Here is a 20,033-nt window from a genome sequence, read left to right on the forward strand (position 1 = left end):
GACGGCGTCAGCGGCCGGCGCGGCGGAGCCAGTCGCGGATCAGCGCCGCGCAGGCGGCCGGTCGCTCGTAGTGCAGCAGATGCCCGACGCCGTCGAGGACGTGCAGCTCCGCTGTGCCACCCGCGGCGTCGATCGCCGCGGCGAGCGCCTCCTGTGCCGGCACCGAGCCCAGCGGATCCTCCCGCCCCGCGACCAGCAGCCCCGGCAGGGTGAGGCGGGCGGCGACGTCGGCCACGCAGCCCGTGCTCGAGGCGCGGTACGCCTCGGAGAGCATGCGCGCGGAGGCGAAGCCCGAGAAGTGGCGCCGGTGCTGGTCATGGGTGTACGCGAGGACATCCCTGTCCCTGGTGCGGGTCATGGCGAGCGTGGTCACCCACACGACCGGCGGCGCGCCCAGCAGCAGCCGCGCCGGGCGCTCGGGCAGGCGGGCGGCGACCTCGTAGTACCCCTCGGCGACGGCCGCCAGCACCCGGCTCGTCACGGACGCGGACGCCTGCAGCGCGGGTTCGGCGATGGGGTTGAGCAGGACCAGCCGTCCCCACCGGGACGGCTCCCGGGCGACCAGCTCGGCCGCCACCGTCGTCCCGTAGGAGTGTGCGACCAGCACGGGGGCGGCCGGCAGCCCCAGGGCGGCGACGACGGCGGCCACCGCGTCCGCGTGATGGGCCACGGTGTGCTCGGCGTGGGGGAAGGGCTCCGAGGCCCCGAAGCCGGGCAGCTCGATCGAGTGGATCGGATGCTCCGGGAGCGCGTCGGCCAGCAGGGCGAGGCCGTGGTGGTCCCCGCGGAAGCCGTGCACGAACACGAGCGGGGCAGCGGCCGTGTCCCCCTTCAGCCCGGAGGGCGATCCCGGCGCGGCCTCCGGAACGGGGGCGTACTCCCACACGGCCACGGACGACGGGGTCCCGCTGACGGGGTCCGGCACGGCCAGGGTGCGCCGACGGGGCGTCCGGGCCGGGTGGCCCGTGAGCACGCGGGGATCGGCGGGCGCCGCGGGCGGGCGCAGCAGATCGCGCAGGCGGACGGGCGGGCCCGGGGCGGCGGGCGGCGTCGGGACAGGCACGTCCCCACCCTAGCCAGGCCGGTCTGGAACCTCAGCGACGTCACCCACGCCTCCCGCACGCTGCTGTTGGACCTGGGCGCGGGGACGGGGTCCGCCGAGATGCTCGGCCTGATCGCGACCGCGGCGTGCCCGCGGGAGGGCGGCCCTGGGGTGGGCCTGAGGCCACGCTGCCCGGAACCTGGCGACGCCTGGTCCTGGCCACGATGGCGCGCGCGTGCCTACCGTACTCCGGCCCGTCCTCGGTCCCGGGGCCCGGACGGGCGCACCCCGTCCCCCACGAAAGGCCCATGCGTGCAGCACCCCGTCGCCCTCAGATCCCTGAAGATCGCCCTCGCCTTCGTCGGCCTGCTCGTCGGCGCTGGCTTCGCCACCGGCGCCGAAGTCATCCAGTACTTCGTGGGCTTCGGCTGGATCGGCATCGTGGGCGCGGGACTGGCCGGCCTGCTCGTCACCGCCGGCGGCGCCGTCATCCTCCAGCTGGGCAGCGTGTTCCTCGCGGCCGACCACAAGGTCGTCTTCCGCAGCGTCTCGCACCCTGTGATGGCCCGGATCCTGGACGTCGTGGTGACGGTGACGCTCTTCGCGATCGGCGTCGTCATGCTCGCCGGGGCGGGCTCGACGCTCGCCCAGCAGTTCGGCTGGCCGACGTGGGCGGGCTCCACCCTGATGACCCTGCTCGTGGTCGTGACGGGCATGCTGGACGTGGAGAAGGTCTCCGCGATCATCTCCCTGATCACGCCCCTGGTGATCGTCGCGGTCGTGGCCGGGTTCGTCCACGTCCTGGTCGCCCGCGACGGCGGCTTCACCGCCCACGAGTCCCTCGCCGTCCAGGCCACCACGCCGGTGGACCCGTGGTGGCTGTCCTCGGTCAACTACTTCGGCCTCGTCGTCGTGATGGCCGTGTCCATGTGCCTCGTGATCGGCGGGTCCATCACCCACCCCCGGGAGGCGTTCCTCGGCGGCCTCACCGGTGGCCTGATGTACACCGCCCTGCTCCTGATGGCCTCCACGCTGCTCTACCTCGGCTACGCCGACATCGGCCGCGCCGACGTCCCCATGCTGCGGCTGTTCGCCTCGATCGCGCCCTGGCTGGGCTGGGCGATGGTCGTGGTGATCTACCTGATGATCTTCAACACCGCGATCGGCATGTTCTACGCGCTGGGACGCCGCCTCACGGCCGACCGCCCGGGCCGCTACCGGCCCGTGTTCGCCGGCGTCACGCTGCTGGCCTTCGCGGTGAGCTTCGTCGGCTTCGGCGACCTGATGAACGTCGTCTACCCGGCGCTGGGCCACCTGGGGATCGTGCTCGCGCTCGTGCTCCTCGTCTGGTGGCTCACCCACCGCCGGCAGATCTCCGCCGAGTCGGGGCTGCGTCTGCGCCTGCTCGCGCTGCTCCGCCTGCGTGAGCATCCGGAGAAGACCTTCACGGCCCAGCACGCCGTGCAGCTGCAGGAGGCGGTCGGGGACTCCGTGGCGGCCCCGGGCGCGGTGACGGAGGCCCTCGAGGACGAGGTCGCCCAGGTGCTGGAGGAGGACGACGTGGTCACCTCCGACGAGGTGCGCCCCGGTCCCGACGCCGGGCCCGAGCGTCCGGCAGGCGGCAGCCACTCCGCCTGAAACCGCGTGCCCGGCCGGGCACGGCGTCTCGGAGCGGCCCTGCGGCCGGGCCGGGGCGCCGTCGCCGTAGGATGGGGTGGCCGGCCGTGCCGCCGGCCCCGTCCGCGCCGCCCGAGGGCCGGCGCCCCATCCCGACTGCGTGAGGACTCGAACCGCCGTGAGCCAGACCCCCGACAGCGCCGTGCCGGCCACCCCCAGCATCCCCGCCGACGCGGAGTACTCGTTCCGTGACGTGGAGGCCCGCTGGGCCGGGTACTGGGAGCAGGCCGGGACGTTCGCCCCGCGCGAGGACGGCTCCGAGACCCGCACCGTGGTCGACATGTTCCCGTACCCGTCGGGCGACCTGCACATGGGGCACGCCGAGGCGTTCGCGATGGGCGACGTCGTCGCGCGCCACTGGATGCAGCGCGGCTTCGACGTGCTGCATCCCATCGGCTGGGACTCCTTCGGCCTGCCGGCCGAGAACGCCGCCATCAAGCGCGACGCCCACCCGGCCGAGTGGACCTACGCGAACATCGAGACGCAGAAGCGCTCCTTCCAGCGGTACGGCATCGCCGTGGACTGGTCCCGTGAGCTGCACACCTCGGACCCCGAGTACTACCGGTGGACCCAGTGGCTGTTCCAGCAGCTGTACCGCAGGGGCCTGGCGTACCGGAAGGACTCCCCGGTCAACTGGTGCCCCCAGGACCAGACGGTGCTCGCCAACGAGCAGGTCGTGGACGGCCGCTGCGAGCGCTGCGGCACCGAGGTCACCAAGCGGACCCTGAACCAGTGGTACTTCCGCATCACCGAGTACGCGGACGCGCTGCTGGACGACATGGACCAGCTCACCGGCCACTGGCCCGAGCGCGTGCTCGCCATGCAGCGCAACTGGATCGGCCGCTCCGAGGGCGCCCACGTCGACTTCCAGGTCGAGGACGGCCCCGTCGTCACGGTCTTCACCACCCGGCCGGACACGCTGTACGGCGCGACCTTCATGGTGGTCGCCGCCGACGCCCCGCTGGCCGCCGAGCTCGCCGGCGACGACGTGCGGGCCGAACTCGAGGCGTACCGCGAGGACCTGAAGAAGGTCTCGGACATCGACCGCCAGGCCACGGACCGCCCGAAGAGCGGCGTGTTCCTGGGCCGCCACGCCCTGAACCCGCTGACCGGTGAGCGCCTGCCGATCTGGGCCTCGGACTACGTGCTGGCCGACTACGGCACGGGCGCCATCATGGCCGTGCCGGCCCACGACCAGCGGGACCTCGACTTCGCCCGCGCCATGGGCCTGCCCGTGCGCACCGTGCTGGACACCGGCGAGGAGGACCCGGCCGTCTCCGGCGTCGCGACGACCGGCGAGGGCATCCTGGTGAACTCCGGGGAGCTCGACGGCCTGGACAAGACCGCCGCCATCGCGCGGGCCATCGAGATCGTGCAGGAGCGCGGCACCGGCCGAGGCACCACCACGTACCGCCTGCGCGACTGGCTGCTCTCCCGTCAGCGCTTCTGGGGCACCCCGATCCCCGTGGTCCACTGCCCGGACTGCGGCGAGGTCCTCGTGCCGGAGGACCAGCTGCCGGTCACCCTGCCGACCGACCTCAAGGGCGAGCAGCTCGCCCCCAAGGGCCAGTCGCCCCTGGCCGCGGCGACGTCGTGGGTCGAGGTGGACTGCCCGCAGTGCGGCGGCCCCGCGCGACGGGACACCGACACCATGGACACGTTCGTGGACTCGTCCTGGTACATGCTCCGCTACGCGTCCCCGGACGACGACGCCCGCGTCTTCGACCCCGAGGCCCTGCGCCGCTGGCTGCCCGTGGACCAGTACGTGGGCGGCGTGGAGCACGCGATCCTGCACCTGCTGTACGCCCGCTTCTTCACCAAGGCCCTGCACGACCTCGGCCTGGTGCCCTTCACCGAGCCGTTCCGCGCCCTGCTCAACCAGGGCCAGGTGCTCAACGACGGCAAGGCCATGTCCAAGTCGCTGGGCAACGGCGTGGACCTGGGCGACCAGCTGGACCAGTTCGGCGTCGACGCCGTGCGCCTGACCATGGTGTTCGCCTCGCCGCCCGAGGACGACGTGGACTGGGCCGACGTCGCCCCGGGGGCGGCCGGCAAGTTCCTGGCCCGCGCGTGGCGCCTGGCCCGCGACGTCCGCGCGACGGGCACCCCGGCCGGCACGGACCCGGCGGGCGGGGCCGTGGCCCTGCGCCGGGTGACGCACCGGACCGTGCACGAGGCCCAGCAGCTGCTGGACGACGGCAAGTTCAACGTGGTCGTCGCCAAGACGATGGAGCTGGTCAACGCGGCCCGCAAGGAGATCGACGCCGGCGCCGGCGCGGCCGACCCCGCCGTCCGCGAGGCCGCCGAGGCCGTGGCCGTGCTGCTCTCCCTCGTGGCGCCGTACACGGCCGAGGACATGTGGGTCCTCCTGGGCCACGAGCCCTCCGTGGTCCGCGCCGGCTGGCCCGCGGTGGACGAGGCGCTGCTGGTCGAGGACACCGTCACGGCCGTCGTCCAGGTCAAGGGCAAGGTCCGCGACACCCTCGAGGTGCCCGCGGACATCACCGCCGAGGACCTCGAGGCGCGCGCCCGCGCGTCGCAGAAGGTGCGGAACTTCATCGGGGACGCCGAGATCGTCAAGGTGATCGTGCGCGAGCCCAAGCTCGTGAACCTGGTGATCCGCTGACCGCGTGAGACCGGCCCCGACCAGGCCGGGGGAGAGGAGGCAGGCCGTGGCGAGCATCGAGCAGTGGCGCGACGACGCGCTCGTCCGCCTGCGCTCCCGCCGCTCCCAGCTGGCCGGGCGGGCACGCTACGGGCTGCGCCCGCCCCGCCGGGACCGCACGGCCGTCGTCACGGACTCGGCCGCGGCCCTGCCCGGCGCCGTCCTCGGACACGGTCTGGCCGCCGGGATCCGCCAGGTGGCGCTGCCCGTCATGGTGGGCGAGCAGATCCACACGGAGGGCACGGACGAGCTCGCGCTGGAGCTGCCGCTGGCCCTGGCCGCCGGCACCCCGGTGCGCACCTCGCGGCCCTCGCCGGGCGCGTTCCGGACGGCCTACGCCGAGCTGGCCCGCGCCGGCTACGCACGCATCCTCTCCGTCCACCTGTCCGGCGAGCTCTCCGGCACCGTGGAGGCCGCGCGCCTGGCCGCCGCGGACGCCGAGCGCCCGGTGACCGTGGTGGACTCGCGCACCGTGGGCTTCGCGCTGGGCATGGCCGTGGTGGACGCCGCCGTGGACGCGGGGGTGGGCATGCCCGTGGCCCGCATCCGCGAGCGGCTCGAGGCCACCGTGGACTCCAGCCACGTGCTGTTCACGGTGCCCAGCCTCGAGCAGCTGCGCCGGGGCGGGCGGATCGGCGGGCTGGCCTCGCTGCTGGGCACGCTGCTGCAGGTGCGCCCCGTCATGGCCGTCGACGACGGCGCGATCGGCCTGGTCGACCGCCCGCGGTCCGCGGCCCGGGCCGTCGACCGGCTCGTGGAGCTCGCGACCGAGCGGGCCGGCGGGGACCCGGTGCGGATCGCCGTGCACGAGTACGGCGACCCCGAGACGGCCGTGCAGCTCGCGGAGCGGCTCCAGCCGGTCTCCACCACCCCCGTGCCCGTCGTCGAGCTGCCCGCCGTGCTCGCCGCGCACCTGGGCCTGGGCGCCCTGGGTGTGGTGATCTGCCCGCTGGAATCGCCCACGGGGGGCTCGGGGGACTGAGGCCGCCCGTGCGGGAGCGCCGAGGAGACGGGCGCGTCCGTTCCTGCACACCGCCCTGGAGCGCGGTGGTGATCCCCAGGCCGGGTGCGGGACGCGCCCGGCTCAGACGCGGGGACGCAGACTGCCCGCATGAGCCCCAGCCACCGCCTCTGCGACGATCCGCCCGCCTTCGCCCCGGACCCCGCGCCCGCGGCCGTCCCCGACGTCGACACGGCCGGCCCGCACGCCGCGTCCGGGTGGGAGCGCACCCCGCCCCGGGGCCCGGTGCTGCGGTGGCGGCCGGCCCTGCTGGCCGTCACCGTGCTGCTCGTCGCCGCCGCGGCCTGGTGGGCGGTGGCCTGGCTGACCACCCCGGCGCCGCCCGCGGCGATCCCGGCGGCCGCGGCCGGGGCAGGCATCCCGCAGACCGGCGCGCCCTCCGCCGCCCCGTCGGCGGCGGGCACCGACGCGCGGACGTCCGAGGCGGGGCCGTCGGGGGAGGCGCCCGGGCCCGCCGGGTCCGGCCCGCTGCGGGTGCACGTGGTGGGCGAGGTCGCCCGGCCGGGTGTGGTCAGCCTCGCGCCGGGCTCCCGGGTGGCCGACGCCGTGCGCGCGGCGGGCGGCCCGACCCGGGACGCCCGGGCGGAGCGCATCAACCTCGCGGCCCCGTTGGACGACGGCCAACAGGTCCTCGTCCCCTCCGCCCACACGCCGCAGGACGCCCTGGACCGGGTGGCCGGGGCCGCGCAGGCGCAGCCCACGCCGACCACGGGCGGGGCCGGTGCCGGAGGCGAGCCGGGCGGCGCCGAGCCCGGCGGCACCGTGGACCTGAACACCGCTGACGCCACGGAGCTGCAGACCCTGCCCGGCGTCGGCCCCGCCACGGCGGAGAAGATCATCGCCCACCGCGAGACGGTCGGCCCGTTCACCGGCCTGCCGGACCTGGACGCGGTGCCCGGCATCGGCCCGGCCACGCTCGACCGGCTGCGTGACCACGTCTCGTGGTGAGCCCGGTCCCGGGCCCGTCCAGCGATCCCATGGACCGCCGCGCCCGCCGCCGCGAGGTGCCCGGCCCGCTCGAGGCCCGGTGGGTGCCCGCCCTGCTCGCCTGCCTGACCCTCGGGATCCTCGGCGTCGGCTGGGACGCCCCGGCCCGCTCGGCGGCGGCCCTCACCGGGCTGGCCGTCGCCGCGGCCGCCGTCCTGGGCGCCGCCCGCTCGACCGGTCGGATACGGGGCGTGGCCACCGCGGCGGCGCTGGCCGGCGTGGCCGCGGCCCTGATGCTGCAGCACTCGGCCGGGCCGGCCGCCGCGGCCGAGGGCAGCGGCTGGACCGGCGCGGTGCACGCGGGCTCACCGCTGCGGCTCGAGCTGACCCTGGACGGGCCCGCCACCCTGAGCGAGGCGGCCTTCGGCCCGCGCTGGAGCGTGCCCGTGCGGGTCGAGACGTTCGGTCATCCGCCGCGGGCCCCCGAGGCGGCCGTGACGGCCCGACTCACGGGCGGGGGAGCACCGCCCGCGACGATCGCCGCGCCGTCGGACGGAACGGCGGCCCCCGGCGGCGGGCCGGGATCGCGGGTGTGCGTCGTGGCCCGGCCGTCGAGGTCCGGCTCCACCGTGTTCCTGGCCGCCGCGGCCGCCCCGCAGCCGGGACCCTGCCCCGGCGGGGTGGAGACGGCGGGCGGGGCCATCGACGGCGGCCCGGGCCCGCCGCGGCGGGAGGCGCTGCGCGCCGCATTCCGTCAGTCCGCGGAGGGCACGGTCGGCGCGGCGCCGGAGCTCATCCCGGGGCTGGTGCTGGGCGACCGCTCCGCCCAGGGGCCCGCCCTCGACGACGCCATGAAGGCCTCGGGCCTGTCGCACCTGTCTGCCGTGTCCGGGGCCAACGTGGCCATGATCCTCGGCGCGGTCGCGATCACCCTGCGCTGCGCGCGGGTGCACCGGGCGGTGGTCCTCAGCGCCGGGCTGGCGGTCCTCGGGGTGTTCGTGGTCGTCGTGGGACCGGAGCCGTCCGTGCTCCGGGCAGCCGTGATGGGCGCTCTCGGAGCCCTCGCGGTGTTCTTCGGCCGCGCGCGGCAGGCGTTCGGACTCCTGACGGTGGGCGGCACGGCCCTGCTCGTCGCGGTGCCGGCCCTCGCCGTGGAACCGGCCTTCCACCTCTCCCTGGCGGCGACCGCGGGCATCGTCCTGGGCGGCGCGCCCCTCGACCGTGCGCTGCACGCCGGGCTCGGCCGGGTGCTGCCCGACGTCGTGGCGCGGTGGCTCTCGGCGTCGCTCGCGGTGACCGTGGCCGCCCACCTGGCCTGTCAGCCGATCATCCTGGCCATGACGGGCGAGGTGTCGGCCTACGCGGTGCCGGCCAATCTGCTGGCCGCCCCGGCCGTGCCGCCCGTGACCGTCCTGGGCACCCTCGCCGCGGCCCTCGCCCTGCCCGCGCCGGGGATCGCCGCCGCCCTCGTGGCCGTGATCCAGTGGCCCGCGGCCTGGATCGGGTGGGTCGCCCACACCAGCGCCTCCCTGCCCGGGGCGCTGCGTCCGTGGCCGGCCGGAGCCCTCGGCGCCGGGCTGGGCGTCCTGCTGGTGGCCGCGACGCTCCTCGGATTCGCCGCCGTGCTCCTGCTCGAACGACGCCGGGCCGCCCCGGTGCGGCGTGTCGGCCGCAGCGCGCCGCGGACCCGCGAGCGCCTCCCCGCCCTGGTCGTGCTCGCCGCCGCGCTGGCCGCGGCCACCACGGGTGCGGTCGGGGCGGTCCTCGTGCCGCGGGCCTCGGGCGCGGCCCCGCCGGACTGGGCGGTGGCGTTCTGCGACGTCGGCCAGGGAGACATGGCCGTGTTCCGGTCCGGCCCGCGCGCGGGGGTCGTCGTCGATGTCGGGCCCGAGCCTGGGCTCGCTCGTCGCTGCCTCGACGACCTCGACGTCGACCGGGTGGACGCCGTGCTGCTCACCCACCTGCACGCCGACCACACCGGGGGACTGCCCGGCGTGGTCGACCGCGCCTCCCGCGGGGCGGTGCACTACGCGACCCGGGACGCGCCGGCGCAGGGCAGGGGAGGGCGCGGCGGCGAGGCGGACGGCGTCGACCGGCCCGCCGACGCGGCACGGCTCCGCACCGGCGCGACGGGCACGGCCGGGCCGGTGCGGTGGCACGTGCTGCTCGCCGACGCGCGGGCCCCCGAGGAGAACGACGCCTCCGCCCAGGTGCTGGTCACCGTCGAGAGCGAGGCCGGTCCGGTCACGACGCTGATCACCGGCGACATGGAGGAGGACGCCTCCGCGGCATGGGTCGCGGGGCACCGGTCCGATGCCGCCGCTCCGCCGCGCGTGGACGTGCTCAAGGTCGCCCACCACGGGGCCCGCAACGGTGGGACGGCCGTGCCGCGCGCGGTCGGCGCCCGCCTGCACATGGTCTCCGTGGGCGCCGACAACCCGTACGGACACCCCCACCGGGCCACGGTGGACGCGCTCGGCCGCCTCGGGCCGGTGGCCCGCACCGACCTGCACGGCACGCTGGCCCTCACGGCCGCGGACGGCCCCGACCCCGACGGCGCGCCCGAGATCACGGCTCACACCGTCCGCCCGCCCTCGAGCGTCCGCACCGGACCCTAGGATGGGACGCATGTCCGCCGCCCGCAGCCCCCGTTCCGGCCGAGCCGGCCGCACCGACCCGCTGGCCTGGCGGCGAGCCGAGCCCGCCCCGCTCATGCTCCTCAAGGGACCCGAGGACCATGCCGCCCGCTGGGTGACGGACCGCGTGACCCAGGCTCTGCGCGAGCGCCACGGCCAGCTGGAGATCCACCGGCTCCGCGCGGGGGAGTACCAGCCCGGCCAGCTGGCCACCGCGGCCAGCCCGTCCCTCTTCGCCGAGCCCACCCTCATCACGGTCGAGGGCCTCGAGGCCATGAACGACGCGTTCCTCGAGGACGCCCTGCGCCTCGTCCAGCAGGGCCCCGGCGCGGACGACGTCACGCTCGTGCTGCGCCACACCGGCGGCAACCGCGGCAAGAAGCTGCTGGACGCCGTCGCCCAGGCCGGCACGGTGGTCGAGTGCGTGCCGCTGAAGAAGGACGAGGAGCGGCTGGCCTTCGTGCAGGCCGAGTTCCGCGACCGGCGTCGGCGCATCGACGAGGAGGCGGCCCGCGCGCTCATCCGCGCCACCGGCGCCTCGCTCACGGAGCTCGCGGCCGCGTGCGCCCAGCTCGTCGACGACACCGAGGGCGTCGTCACCGTCGAGACCGTGGACACCTACTACAGCGGCCGCGTGGAGGCCACGAGCTTCGCGGTGGCCGATGCGGCGCTCGAGGGGCAGGCGGCGAGGGCCGTGTCCCTCGTGCGGCACGCGATGGCCACCGGCGTCCACCCGGTGATGATCACCGCGGCGCTCGCGCTCAAGGCGCGGCAGGTGGCGCGGATGATCGACGCCCGCCGGCCCGCCGCCGAGCTGCCGTCCCTGCTCGGGGTGGCCCCGTTCCAGGTGCGCTACATCCAGCAGGCGGCGCGGCACTGGACGGCGGCCGGCATCGCGCAGGCCGTGGAGTGGATCGCCCAGGCCGACGCCGAGGCCAAGGGCGCCTCCCGCAACCCGGAGTTCGCCGTCGAGCGCGCGGTCATCCGCGTGGCCACCGCCGTCAGCCGCTGACGGCGCCGCCGGACGGCACCCCACGGGGGCAGCCCGGACACGAAACGGCCCCCGCACCGATCGCTCGGGGCGGGGGCCGCGGTCACAGCCGGGGGCGTGGATTAGCCGAGGAGGGCCTTCACGCGGGCGGCGATGCCGGACTTGCGGTTCGCGGCCTGGTTCTTGTGGATGACGCCCTTCGAGGCGGCCTTGTCCAGCTTGCGGGAGGCGGTGCGCAGGGCGGCGGCGGCGGCCTCGGCCTCGCCGGCGGCGACGGCCTTGTCCACGGCGCGGATGGCGGTCTTCAGCTCGGACTTCACCGCGACGTTGCGCTGGCGCGCCTTCTCGTTGGTGAGGATGCGCTTCTTCTGGGACTTGATGTTAGCCAAATCGGGTCCTTCGTCGTCGGCGGCGCGGACGAGGGTCCGGGCGCCGCATGAACAGGGGGTCGTGGAGGGTGCCCGGATCCGTGGACTGAGCGGCGTGGGGAACACCGATGATGACCCGTTCCGGGGGTGCCCGTCGACCGGCGGACACAATGCGGACGATCCTACCACCCAGACCCCGCGATCCGCGCGGCCGACTCAGCGCACCCGCCTCCGGGCGCGGGCCAGCGCGGCCGTGACCCGGTCGAAGGCCGCCCGGTCCAGGACGCCGCCCTCCCGGCGCACCGCGGCCGGATCCACGCGGACCACCCGGTCCAGCTTCACCTCCGAGGCGCGGCCGGACCGGTCCCAGGCGCCTGCGCCCACGTCCACGTAGTCCTCGTCGCGGGTCAGCGCGTTGTTCCGGTCCCGGCTGGTCAGCATGAGCCCGAGCAGGAGCGCCCCGTCCCGGCCGATCAGGAGCACGGGGCGGTCCTTGCCCCGGCCGTCCATCTCCTCGTACGGCACCCAGGTCCACACGACCTCGCCCGGCCCGGCCGTCGGCCCGGGCGCGGGCGCGTATTCGACGCGGACGGTCCCGGTGAAGTCCGGCAGGGACACGTGGCGGTCGGTGTCCTGTCGCCGGGGCCGGCGCTCCTGCCCGGGCCCGGGCATCGGCCACGAGTCGGTGGGCTCCGTGGGGTCCCACGCGGGCCCGGGAGGCCCGGGCGGGCCCGGGAAGGGCGACGGGCCGCTCCGTTCGCCGGCCCGTCGACCGGCCTCAGAGGCGGCTCGACGCGGCCGGGCGTCGTCGCGGAGGGCGCCGATCAGGCGTGCCGTCCGGCGGCCGAGGGACAGGGCGCGATGCAGGTCGAAGGCCATGGGCGTGAATCTAGTGGACGCGCGGGCCCGGCGTCCGGGTCGGGTCGGCGGCGGGACATGAGAGACTAGGCGGTCAGAGTCCCGTCCCCGTCACCCGTAGAGGAAGTGCCCGTGTCGCCCCTGGCGTCGAACCCCCCGGTGCCCGCTGCCACCGACCCCTCGGTGATCCGCAACTTCTGCATCATCGCCCACATCGACCACGGCAAGTCCACGCTGGCGGACCGCATGCTGCAGGCCACCGGCGTCGTGCAGCCTCGCGACATGAAGGCCCAGTACCTGGACCGCATGGACATCGAGCGTGAGCGCGGCATCACCATCAAGTCCCAGGCCGTGCGCATGCCCTGGTCCGTGGACGGGGTGGACTACGCCCTGAACATGATCGACACCCCCGGGCACGTGGACTTCACCTATGAGGTCTCCCGCTCGCTGGCCGCATGCGAGGGCGCGATCCTGCTGGTGGACGCCGCCCAGGGCATCGAGGCCCAGACCCTGGCGAACCTCTACCTCGCCATGGAGCACGAGCTGGAGATCATCCCCGTGCTCAACAAGATCGACCTGCCCGCCGCGGATCCGGACCGCTACGCGGCCGAGCTGGCCTCCCTGATCGGCTGCGAGCCCGAGGACGTGCTGCGCGTCTCCGGCAAGACGGGCGTCGGCGTCGAGGACCTGCTGGACCGCGTGGTCCGCGCCATCCCCGGCCCGGAGGGGGACGCGGACGCCCCGGCCCGCGCGATGATCTTCGACTCCGTGTACGACACCTACCGGGGCGTCGTCACGTACGTGCGCGTCGTGGACGGCCGGCTCTCCCCGCGGGAGAAGGTCCGCATGATGTCCACGGGCACCACCTACGAGCTCCTCGAGATCGGCGTCTCCTCCCCGGAGCCCGTGCCCACGAACGGTCTGGCCGCGGGCGAGGTGGGCTACCTCATCACCGGCGTGAAGGACGTGCGTCAGTCCAAGGTGGGCGACACGGTCACCAACCACGCCCACCCGGCGGAGCAGTCCCTGGGTGGCTACGAGGACCCCAAGCCCATGGTGTTCTCGGGCCTGTATCCCATCGACGGCTCGGACTATCCCGTGCTGCGTGACGCCCTGGACAAGCTCAAGCTCAACGACGCCGCGCTCGTCTACGAGCCGGAGACCTCGGTCGCGCTGGGCTTCGGCTTCCGCGTCGGCTTCCTCGGTCTGCTGCATCTGGAGATCGTGCGCGAGCGCCTCGAGCGCGAGTTCGACCTCGATCTCATCTCCACCGCGCCCAACGTGGTCTACGAGGTCACCCGGGAGGACCGTGAGGTCGTCACCGTGACCAACCCCTCCGAGTTCCCCGAGGGCAAGATCCTCGAGGTGCGCGAGCCCATGGCCTCGGCCACGATCATCGTGCCGGCGGAGTTCATCGGCGCCGTCATGGAGCTGTGCCAGGCCAAGCGCGGCAACCTCAAGGGCATGGACTACCTCTCCGAGGAACGCGTGGAGATCCGCTACTGGATCCCCCTGGCCGAGATCGTGTTCGACTTCTTCGACCAGCTCAAGTCCCGCACCAAGGGGTACGCCTCGCTGGACTGGAAGGCCGACGGCGACCAGGTCGCCGACCTCGTCAAGGTGGACATCCTGCTCCAGGGCGAACAGGTGGACGCGTTCTCCTCCATCACCCACAGGGACAACGCCTACGCGTACGGCGTGATGATGACGGGCAAGCTCAAGGAGCTGATCCCGCGCCAGCAGTACGAGGTGCCGATCCAGGCCGCCATCGGCTCGCGCATCATCGCCCGCGAGAACATCCGCGCGATCCGCAAGGACGTGCTCTCCAAGTGCTACGGCGGAGACATCTCCCGCAAGCGCAAGCTGCTCGAGAAGCAGAAGGAGGGCAAGAAGCGCATGAAGATGGTCGGCCGGGTCGAGGTCCCGCAGGAGGCCTTCATCGCCGCCCTATCCTCGGACGGCGCCGGCGCCGACCAGGCCGCGAAGAAGTAAGTGCCCGCCCTGCCCCTCGGCGAGCCCGTCCCCGACGACGGCCGGCTGCCGGCCGACGTCGGGCAGCGGGTGCGCGCGGCCGCCCGCGACGGCGCGGCGCGCACCTTCAGCCTGTACGTCCACGTGCCGTTCTGCACGGTGCGCTGCGGCTACTGCGACTTCAACACGTACACGGCCGTCGACTTTGGCCCCGGCGCGGGTCGCGGCGACTACTGGGAGTCGGCGGTCGCGGAGCTGGACTTCGCCGCGGACGTGCTCGCGTCCTCGGACGTGCCCGCCCGCCCGCTGCACACGGTGTTCTTCGGCGGCGGCACGCCCACGCTCCTGCCGGCCGCGGACCTCGTGCGCATCCTCCAGGCGGCGGTGGACCGGTTCGGGATCGCGCCCGGCGCGGAGGTGACCACCGAGGCCAACCCGGACACGATCACCCCGGAGTACGCCCGCCAGCTCGCGGCCGGCGGCTTCACCCGCCTCTCCCTGGGCATGCAGTCCGCGATGCCGCACGTGCTCGCCACGCTCGAGCGCACCCATCGGCCCGAGTCCGTCCCCGCCGCCGTCGCCGCGGCCCGCGAGGCCGGCCTGGAGGTGTCCCTGGACCTGATCTACGGGACCGCGGGGGAGTCCCTCGCCGACTGGCGGGCCACGCTCGAGGCCGCAGTCGTCCTGGCCCCGGACCACGTGAGCGCGTACTCGCTGATCGTGGAGGAGGGCACCAAGCTCGGGGCCCAGGTGGCCCGCGGCGAGGTGGCGGACGTGGACCCCGACGACCAGGCGGACAAGTACCTGCTCGCCGAGGAGCTGCTCAGCGCCGCCGGCTACCGCTGGTACGAGGTGTCCAACTGGGCGCGGGATCCGCGGGGGTCCGGGGTCCACCGCGCGCGGCACAACGTGGCGTACTGGGAGGACCAGGACTGGTGGGGGATCGGCCCGGGCGCGCACTCGCACCTCGCCGGGGTCCGGTTCTGGAACGCCAAGCACCCCGCCGCCTACGCGCAGCGGCTGGCCACAGGGGTCACCCCCGCCGTGGGCCGCGAGCGGCCCGACGCCGACGCGCGGCGCCTCGAGCGCATCATGCTCGCGGTGCGCACGGTGGACGGGCTCCCGACCGCGGAGCTCGTCTCGGAGACGTCGGGGGAGGCCGCGCGGATCCGCGGGGCGATCGCCGAACTCATCGCCGCGGGCCTGCTGGACGGGCGCGCCGCCGTCGACGGGCGCATCGTCCCCACGCTCGAGGGGCGGCTGCGCAACGACGCGATCGTCCGGGCGCTGGCCGGCTTCTGACCGGCCGGCCCCGGGTCAGCGCAGGATGCGCAGGTTGAACGGGTACCGGAACGGACGGCCCTTGGACACGTGCGAGGCGCCCATCACGCCGTAGACCGCCATGGCGGCCCACGTGAGCGCGCCGAGGATCGCGAAGATCGGGCCGACCACCGGCAGCAGGGATAGGAAGAAGAACAGGAGCGTGATGAGCGTGGGCGGCCCGGAGAAGTTCAGGGCCTCGCGCGACTCCTGCGAGGTGAACGGGCCGCGGTCGCGGTAGAGCAGCCACACGACCAGCGGGCCGAGCACGCCGAACGCCAGACTGAGGTGGGCCAGCGCCGCGCGGTCACGGTCCTGCTTCGCCGTGAGCGGGGCGCCGCGGCCGCCGGCCGAGACGAGCCAGGCGGGCGGGCCGTGGCCGGTGCGGCCGGCGTCGGGCTGCGCGCGGGTGTTCACGAGGGGCTCCTCCTGGATCGCGGGACCCGCGCGCCGGGGACCGGGCGCACGGCATGGGCCAGCATAGCGCGGGCGGGCGGGGGCCGCGCCGAGATCAGTGCTCGGGTGCGGCGGTGAGGAAGTCGATGAGCTCCTCCACGCGGCCCAGCAGGGACGGCTCGAGGTCCGCGTACGTGGTGACGTGGGAGAGCAGCCGCTTCCACCCCAGCCCCGTGGCCTCCTTGCTCCCGTGCGGCCAGCCCAGTCCCCGCAGGATCCCCGTCTTCCAGTCCTGCCCCTTCGGCACGACGGGCCACGCGGGGATGCCGAGGACGGAGGGCTTGATGACTTGCCAGACGTCCACGTAGGGGTGACCGAGGATGAGCACGTTGCCCGCGGCCCCCGGCACGCGCATGGCCTCGGCCGCGAGGCGCTCCTCCTTGGACCCGGTGACGAGGTGGTCCACGAGGATCCCGAGCCGGCGCCGCGGACCGGGGGCGAACGCACGGATCGCCCCGGCGAGGTCGTCCACGCCGTGCAGGGGCTCCACGACGATGCCCTCGAGGCGCAGGTCCTCGCCCCACACCTTCTCCACCAGCTCGGCGTCGTGCACGCCCTCCACCCAGATGCGAGAGGCGCGGGCGGTGCGGGCCCGCGCCCCCTCGACCCGTCGCGAGCCGGAGGCGGTGCGGGCCGGCGCCGCCGGGGCCGCGGCGGTCGGGGGGACCAGGGTCACGGGCTCGCCGTCGATCCAGAAGCCGCCGCCGAGGGGGAAGCCGCGGCGCACGCCGCGGCGGTCCTCCAGGACCACCACGTGCACGCCGCCGGAGCGCTCGATGCCGATCACGGCCCCGGTGAAGCCGGAGGCCACGTCCTCGACCACCGTGCCGGGGGTGGCGGGCACATCGGGGACGGTCCGGGCGGGGCGGCGCGTCAGGTCGTCGTGGCCCGCGGGGCCCCAGCTGCTCCAGTCCATGGGAGAGCACGGTAGCAACGGGGGCGGGCGATCACCGTGAGCGAAGCCGTGCGGGCCGGTCGGGTCGTCCCCCCGGGTCGGACGGTAGCATTGGCACTTGACCCGCCGGAGTGCCAGCCAGGGGCACCTCCGGGGTCGCCCCGGATCCCGACGGACCAGAGGAGGACCGAGATGTCGGAGCAGCCCCGCCGCCTGCAGGTGCTCCAGGCGATCGTGGAGGACTACGTGGCGCTGCGCGAGCCCGTGGGCTCCAAGGCGCTCGTGGAACGGCACGCCCTGGGCGTGTCCTCCGCGACCGTGCGCAACGACATGGCGGCGCTCGAGGAGGAGGGCCTCATCGTGGCCCCGCACACCTCCGCCGGGCGCGTCCCCACGGACAAGGGCTACCGCGTGTTCGTCGACCGCCTCTCCGAGGTGAAACCGCTGTCCCCGGCCGAGCGCCGGGCCGTGCGGACCCTGCTGGATCCGGAGACGGACACCGAGCACATGATGGAGTCCACGGTGCGCCTCCTGGCCCAGCTGACCCAGCAGGTCGCCGTCGCGCAGTTCCCCCACGAGGACGGCTCCACGATCCGCCACCTCGAACTGGTCTCCCTCGCGCCCACGCGCGTGCTCGTGGTCCTCATCCTGTCCACGGGGCGGGTGGACCAGCGGCACGCCGTGCTGGACCGTCCGGTCGAGGAGGCGGAGCTGTCCGTGCTCCGCGGCCTCCTGCTGGACGCCCTGCTGGGGCTCGGTCCGGTGCAGGCGGCCACCGTGGTGGACGACGTCGTCACCCGGGTCCGCCCGGAGCACCGGCAGTCCGCCGCCCTCGTGGCCGCGGCCGTCCACGACCTGCTCGAGGCCGGCCGGCAGGACCGCATCGTCCTGGCCGGCACCGCCAACCTGGCCCGCTCCCCGGGGGACTTCGGCGCGTCCATCGGGCCGATCCTGGAGGCGCTCGAGGAGCAGGTGGTGCTGCTGCGCCTGCTCACGGAGATGGAGCAGGACGCCCACGGGGTGTCCGTGCGGATCGGCTCCGAGAACGCCGGATCGCTCGCGGACACCTCGGTGGTCGCGGCCGCCTACGGCCCCGGCGCCGTGGCGAAGGTCGGTGTCATCGGCCCGACCCGGATGGACTATCCGGGCACCATGGCCGCCGTCCGGGCGATCGCCCGCTATCTCTCCCGCATCCTGACCACCTGACGCGCCTCCGCGCGTCCTGGCGGGCCCCGTCCCGCATCGCCCCACGTCCCGCTCTCCCCGAGAGGAATCCCCACCGTGACCGACCACTACGAGACGCTCGGCGTCAGCCGTGACGCCAGCACCGAGGAGATCCGCCGCGCCTACCGCAAGCTCGCGCGCACCCACCACCCGGACGTCAACCCCGACCCGGAGGCGGCCGAGCAGTTCAAGCGCATCTCCCACGCCTACGAGGTGCTCTCGGACGAGGGCCGGCGTCGGGCGTACGACACGACGGGCAATGAGAACGGCCAGGCCGGCTTCCCGGGCGGCTTCGGCGGGGCGGGCGGCTTCGGGGGCTTCGCCGACATCTTCGAGACCTTCATGAACGCCGCCGGCCAGGGCGGCCGCGGCGGCCCCGCCAGCCGCGCCCGCCGCGGCCAGGACGCCCTGGTGACCGCGCGGATCGACCTGCGCGACGCCGTCTTCGGCGGCGAGCAGACCATCGAGCTGGACACGGCCGTGCGCTGCGATCGGTGCGAGGGCTCGTGCTGCGAGCCCGGCACCCAGCCGGAGACCTGCCAGACCTGCCACGGCCACGGCATGATCCAGCGCCCCGTGCGGTCGCTGCTGGGCACCGTCATGGCCACCGAGGCCTGCCCCGCCTGCCAGGGGTTCGGCACCGTCATCCCGACGCCCTGCCACGAGTGCGACGGGCAGGGCCGCGTCCGCACCCGGACGCCGCTGACCCTGCGCATCCCCGCGGGCGTGGACGACGGCACCCGCATCCACCTCGCCGGCCGCGGCGAGGCCGGCCCGGGCGGCGGCCCGAACGGGGACCTCTACGTGGAGATCGCGGTCCGCCCGGACGAGACCTTCCGCCGCGAGGGCGACCACCTGGCCACCACCGTGACCGTCCCCATGGCCGCCGCGGCCCTGGGCACCACCGTCACGCTGGACACCCTGGACGGCAAGCAGTCCGTCAGCCTGGACCCGGGCGTGCAGTCCGGCCACGTCGAGGTCCTCCACGGCCTGGGCGTCGGCCGCCTGCGCGGGCAGGGCCGTGGCGACCTCAAGGTGGACGTGGTGGTCACCACGCCCACCGACCTGGACGACGAGCAGCGCCAGCTCCTGGAGCGCCTGGCCGAGGTGCGCGGCGAGGAGGTCGTGCACGGCGCACCCCAGGCCAAGGGCATGTTCGCCCGGCTGCGGGAGAACCTGAGGAACCTGTGACCGCCCCCCTGTTCCACCTCGAGCCGGGCGCCCTGGCCGGCGCGAGCGCGGGCGCGGAGGTCATCTTCGGCGGCCCCGAGGCCCGGCACGCCGCCGCGGCCATGCGCCTGGCCCCCGGGGAGGCCGTGCTCCTGGCCGACGGGTCGGGCACGCTCGGCCACGGCACCGTGCTCGCGGCCGCCCCGGACGCGGTGACCGTGCGGCTGGACACGGTGGCGGAGGAGTCGGCGCCCACCCCGGCGCTCGTGCTCGTCCAGGCCCTCGCCAAGGGCGACCGGGATCTCATGGCGGTCCAGGCCGCCGTCGAGCTCGGCGTGGACGCCGTGGTGCCCTGGGAGGCCGAGCGCTCGATCGTCCGCTGGAAGGGTCCCAAGGCCGCCAAGGCCCGCCAGAAGTGGGCGGACACGGCCCGCGCGGCCGCCAAGCAGGCGCGTCGCGCCCGGGTGCCCGCGGTCCGGGACCACGTCTCCGGGACGGCGGTCGCCGGGCTGGTCCGGGACGACGACGGCGGCCGGCTCGTCCTCGTGCTGCACGAGGACGCGGAGCACGGGGTGTCCGCGGTGCCCGTGGAGCGACTCTCCGCGGCCGCCGAGATCGCCGTCGTCGTGGGCCCCGAGGGCGGGATCGGTCCGGCCGAGCTCGAGGCCTGCGTGGCCGCGGGGGCCGTGCCGGTGCGGCTCGGCCCGCACGTGCTGCGCGCCTCCACGGCCGGCCCCGCCGCCCTCGCCGTGCTCCAGCACCGGCTCGGCCGCTGGTGAGCCCCGGCAGGACGACGCGCCGACGCCTAGACT

16 protein-coding genes are annotated in these 20,033 nt (G+C 75.3%); 11 read left to right on the forward strand and 5 right to left on the reverse strand.

What is annotated here, in order from left to right:
* Positions 1-7: 7 nt before the first annotated feature.
* Positions 8-1,063 (reverse strand): alpha/beta fold hydrolase, encoded by a 1,056-nt coding sequence (locus OVA32_RS06955; RefSeq protein WP_041103713.1) that lies wholly within the window; start codon positions 1,061-1,063, stop codon positions 8-10.
* A 291-nt stretch (positions 1,064-1,354) separates the two neighbouring features.
* Between OVA32_RS06955 and OVA32_RS06960 the strand changes: the two genes are divergently transcribed.
* From OVA32_RS06960 to holA, 6 genes are all read left to right on the forward strand, one after another.
* The gene (locus tag OVA32_RS06960) at positions 1,355-2,680 is read left to right on the forward strand and encodes a membrane protein (protein ID WP_041103715.1); all 1,326 of its coding nucleotides are present in this window, start codon (positions 1,355-1,357) and stop codon (positions 2,678-2,680) included.
* Between the two features lie 157 nt (positions 2,681-2,837).
* Entirely contained in the window at positions 2,838-5,345 is a 2,508-nt protein-coding gene (leuS, locus tag OVA32_RS06965) for a leucine--tRNA ligase (protein ID WP_041103717.1), read from the forward strand.
* A 46-nt stretch (positions 5,346-5,391) separates the two neighbouring features.
* The gene (locus OVA32_RS06970; RefSeq protein WP_041103719.1) at positions 5,392-6,366 is read left to right on the forward strand and encodes a DegV family protein; all 975 of its coding nucleotides are present in this window, start codon (positions 5,392-5,394) and stop codon (positions 6,364-6,366) included.
* Positions 6,367-6,495: 129 nt separating this feature from the next.
* The gene (locus OVA32_RS06975) at positions 6,496-7,353 is read left to right on the forward strand and encodes a ComEA family DNA-binding protein (protein WP_041103721.1); all 858 of its coding nucleotides are present in this window, start codon (positions 6,496-6,498) and stop codon (positions 7,351-7,353) included.
* A gap of 29 nt (positions 7,354-7,382) precedes the next feature.
* Positions 7,383-9,950, forward strand: coding sequence for a ComEC/Rec2 family competence protein (locus OVA32_RS06980; protein ID WP_063188946.1), 2,568 nt, complete (start codon positions 7,383-7,385; stop codon positions 9,948-9,950).
* 10 nt (positions 9,951-9,960) lie between these two features.
* The gene (holA, locus tag OVA32_RS06985) at positions 9,961-10,980 is read left to right on the forward strand and encodes a DNA polymerase III subunit delta (protein ID WP_036317182.1); all 1,020 of its coding nucleotides are present in this window, start codon (positions 9,961-9,963) and stop codon (positions 10,978-10,980) included.
* Between the two features lie 101 nt (positions 10,981-11,081).
* Here holA and rpsT read toward each other — a convergent pair whose 3' ends face one another.
* Together rpsT and OVA32_RS06995 are read right to left on the reverse strand one after the other, a co-directional pair.
* Positions 11,082-11,348: a 30S ribosomal protein S20 gene (rpsT, locus tag OVA32_RS06990; protein ID WP_002854699.1), complete on the reverse strand. Its 267-nt coding sequence runs from the start codon at positions 11,346-11,348 to the stop codon at positions 11,082-11,084.
* A gap of 195 nt (positions 11,349-11,543) precedes the next feature.
* Positions 11,544-12,206 (reverse strand): type II toxin-antitoxin system PemK/MazF family toxin, encoded by a 663-nt coding sequence (locus OVA32_RS06995; RefSeq protein WP_036317185.1) that lies wholly within the window; start codon positions 12,204-12,206, stop codon positions 11,544-11,546.
* A 111-nt stretch (positions 12,207-12,317) separates the two neighbouring features.
* On the opposite strand from OVA32_RS06995, the gene lepA reads away from it, so the two are divergent.
* Positions 12,318-14,177, forward strand: a complete 1,860-nt coding sequence (gene lepA, locus OVA32_RS07000; protein ID WP_036317188.1) for a translation elongation factor 4 — start codon at positions 12,318-12,320, stop codon at positions 14,175-14,177.
* Complete coding sequence (gene hemW, locus OVA32_RS07005; RefSeq protein WP_267713790.1) at positions 14,178-15,458, forward strand: radical SAM family heme chaperone HemW; 1,281 nt, start codon at positions 14,178-14,180, stop codon at positions 15,456-15,458.
* Between the two features lie 15 nt (positions 15,459-15,473).
* Here hemW and OVA32_RS07010 read toward each other — a convergent pair whose 3' ends face one another.
* Both OVA32_RS07010 and OVA32_RS07015 read right to left on the reverse strand, forming a co-directional pair.
* Positions 15,474-15,893, reverse strand: a complete 420-nt coding sequence (locus tag OVA32_RS07010; RefSeq protein WP_002854682.1) for a DUF4870 domain-containing protein — start codon at positions 15,891-15,893, stop codon at positions 15,474-15,476.
* 94 nt (positions 15,894-15,987) lie between these two features.
* Positions 15,988-16,848 (reverse strand): DUF3097 family protein, encoded by an 861-nt coding sequence (locus OVA32_RS07015; RefSeq protein WP_010078617.1) that lies wholly within the window; start codon positions 16,846-16,848, stop codon positions 15,988-15,990.
* Positions 16,849-17,019: 171 nt separating this feature from the next.
* On the opposite strand from OVA32_RS07015, the gene hrcA reads away from it, so the two are divergent.
* From hrcA to OVA32_RS07030, 3 genes are all read left to right on the forward strand, one after another.
* On the forward strand, positions 17,020-18,033 hold the full coding sequence (gene hrcA / locus OVA32_RS07020) for a heat-inducible transcriptional repressor HrcA (protein ID WP_036380886.1): 1,014 nt from the start codon (positions 17,020-17,022) through the stop codon (positions 18,031-18,033).
* 75 nt (positions 18,034-18,108) lie between these two features.
* Positions 18,109-19,242 carry a molecular chaperone DnaJ gene (gene dnaJ / locus OVA32_RS07025; RefSeq protein ID WP_036380884.1) on the forward strand — a complete coding sequence of 378 codons (1,134 nt, stop codon included), beginning with the start codon at positions 18,109-18,111 and terminating at the stop codon, positions 19,240-19,242.
* Positions 19,239-20,000, forward strand: coding sequence for a 16S rRNA (uracil(1498)-N(3))-methyltransferase (locus OVA32_RS07030; RefSeq protein WP_170748129.1), 762 nt, complete (start codon positions 19,239-19,241; stop codon positions 19,998-20,000). The genes dnaJ and OVA32_RS07030 overlap by 4 nt, the downstream gene beginning before the upstream one ends.
* The last annotated feature ends 33 nt before the right edge of the window (positions 20,001-20,033 follow it).

Origin of the sequence: Micrococcus sp. SL257 (assembly GCF_026625585.1) — a bacterium.
Lineage (GTDB): Bacteria > Actinomycetota > Actinomycetes > Actinomycetales > Micrococcaceae > Micrococcus > Micrococcus luteus.

What these genes read in the sequence shown, in the direction of transcription:
- OVA32_RS06975 (WP_041103721.1), top strand. Translation starts at nt 6,496, where the DNA reads ATGAGCCCCAGCCACCGCCTCTGCGACGATCCGCCCGCCTTCGCCCCG.
- OVA32_RS06980 (WP_063188946.1), top strand. Translation starts at nt 7,383, where the DNA reads ATGGACCGCCGCGCCCGCCGCCGCGAGGTGCCCGGCCCGCTCGAGGCC.
- holA (WP_036317182.1), top strand. Translation starts at nt 9,961, where the DNA reads ATGTCCGCCGCCCGCAGCCCCCGTTCCGGCCGAGCCGGCCGCACCGAC.
- OVA32_RS06995 (WP_036317185.1), bottom strand. Translation starts at nt 12,206, where the DNA reads ATGGCCTTCGACCTGCATCGCGCCCTGTCCCTCGGCCGCCGGACGGCA.
- OVA32_RS07015 (WP_010078617.1), bottom strand. Translation starts at nt 16,848, where the DNA reads ATGGACTGGAGCAGCTGGGGCCCCGCGGGCCACGACGACCTGACGCGC.
- hrcA (WP_036380886.1), top strand. Translation starts at nt 17,020, where the DNA reads ATGTCGGAGCAGCCCCGCCGCCTGCAGGTGCTCCAGGCGATCGTGGAG.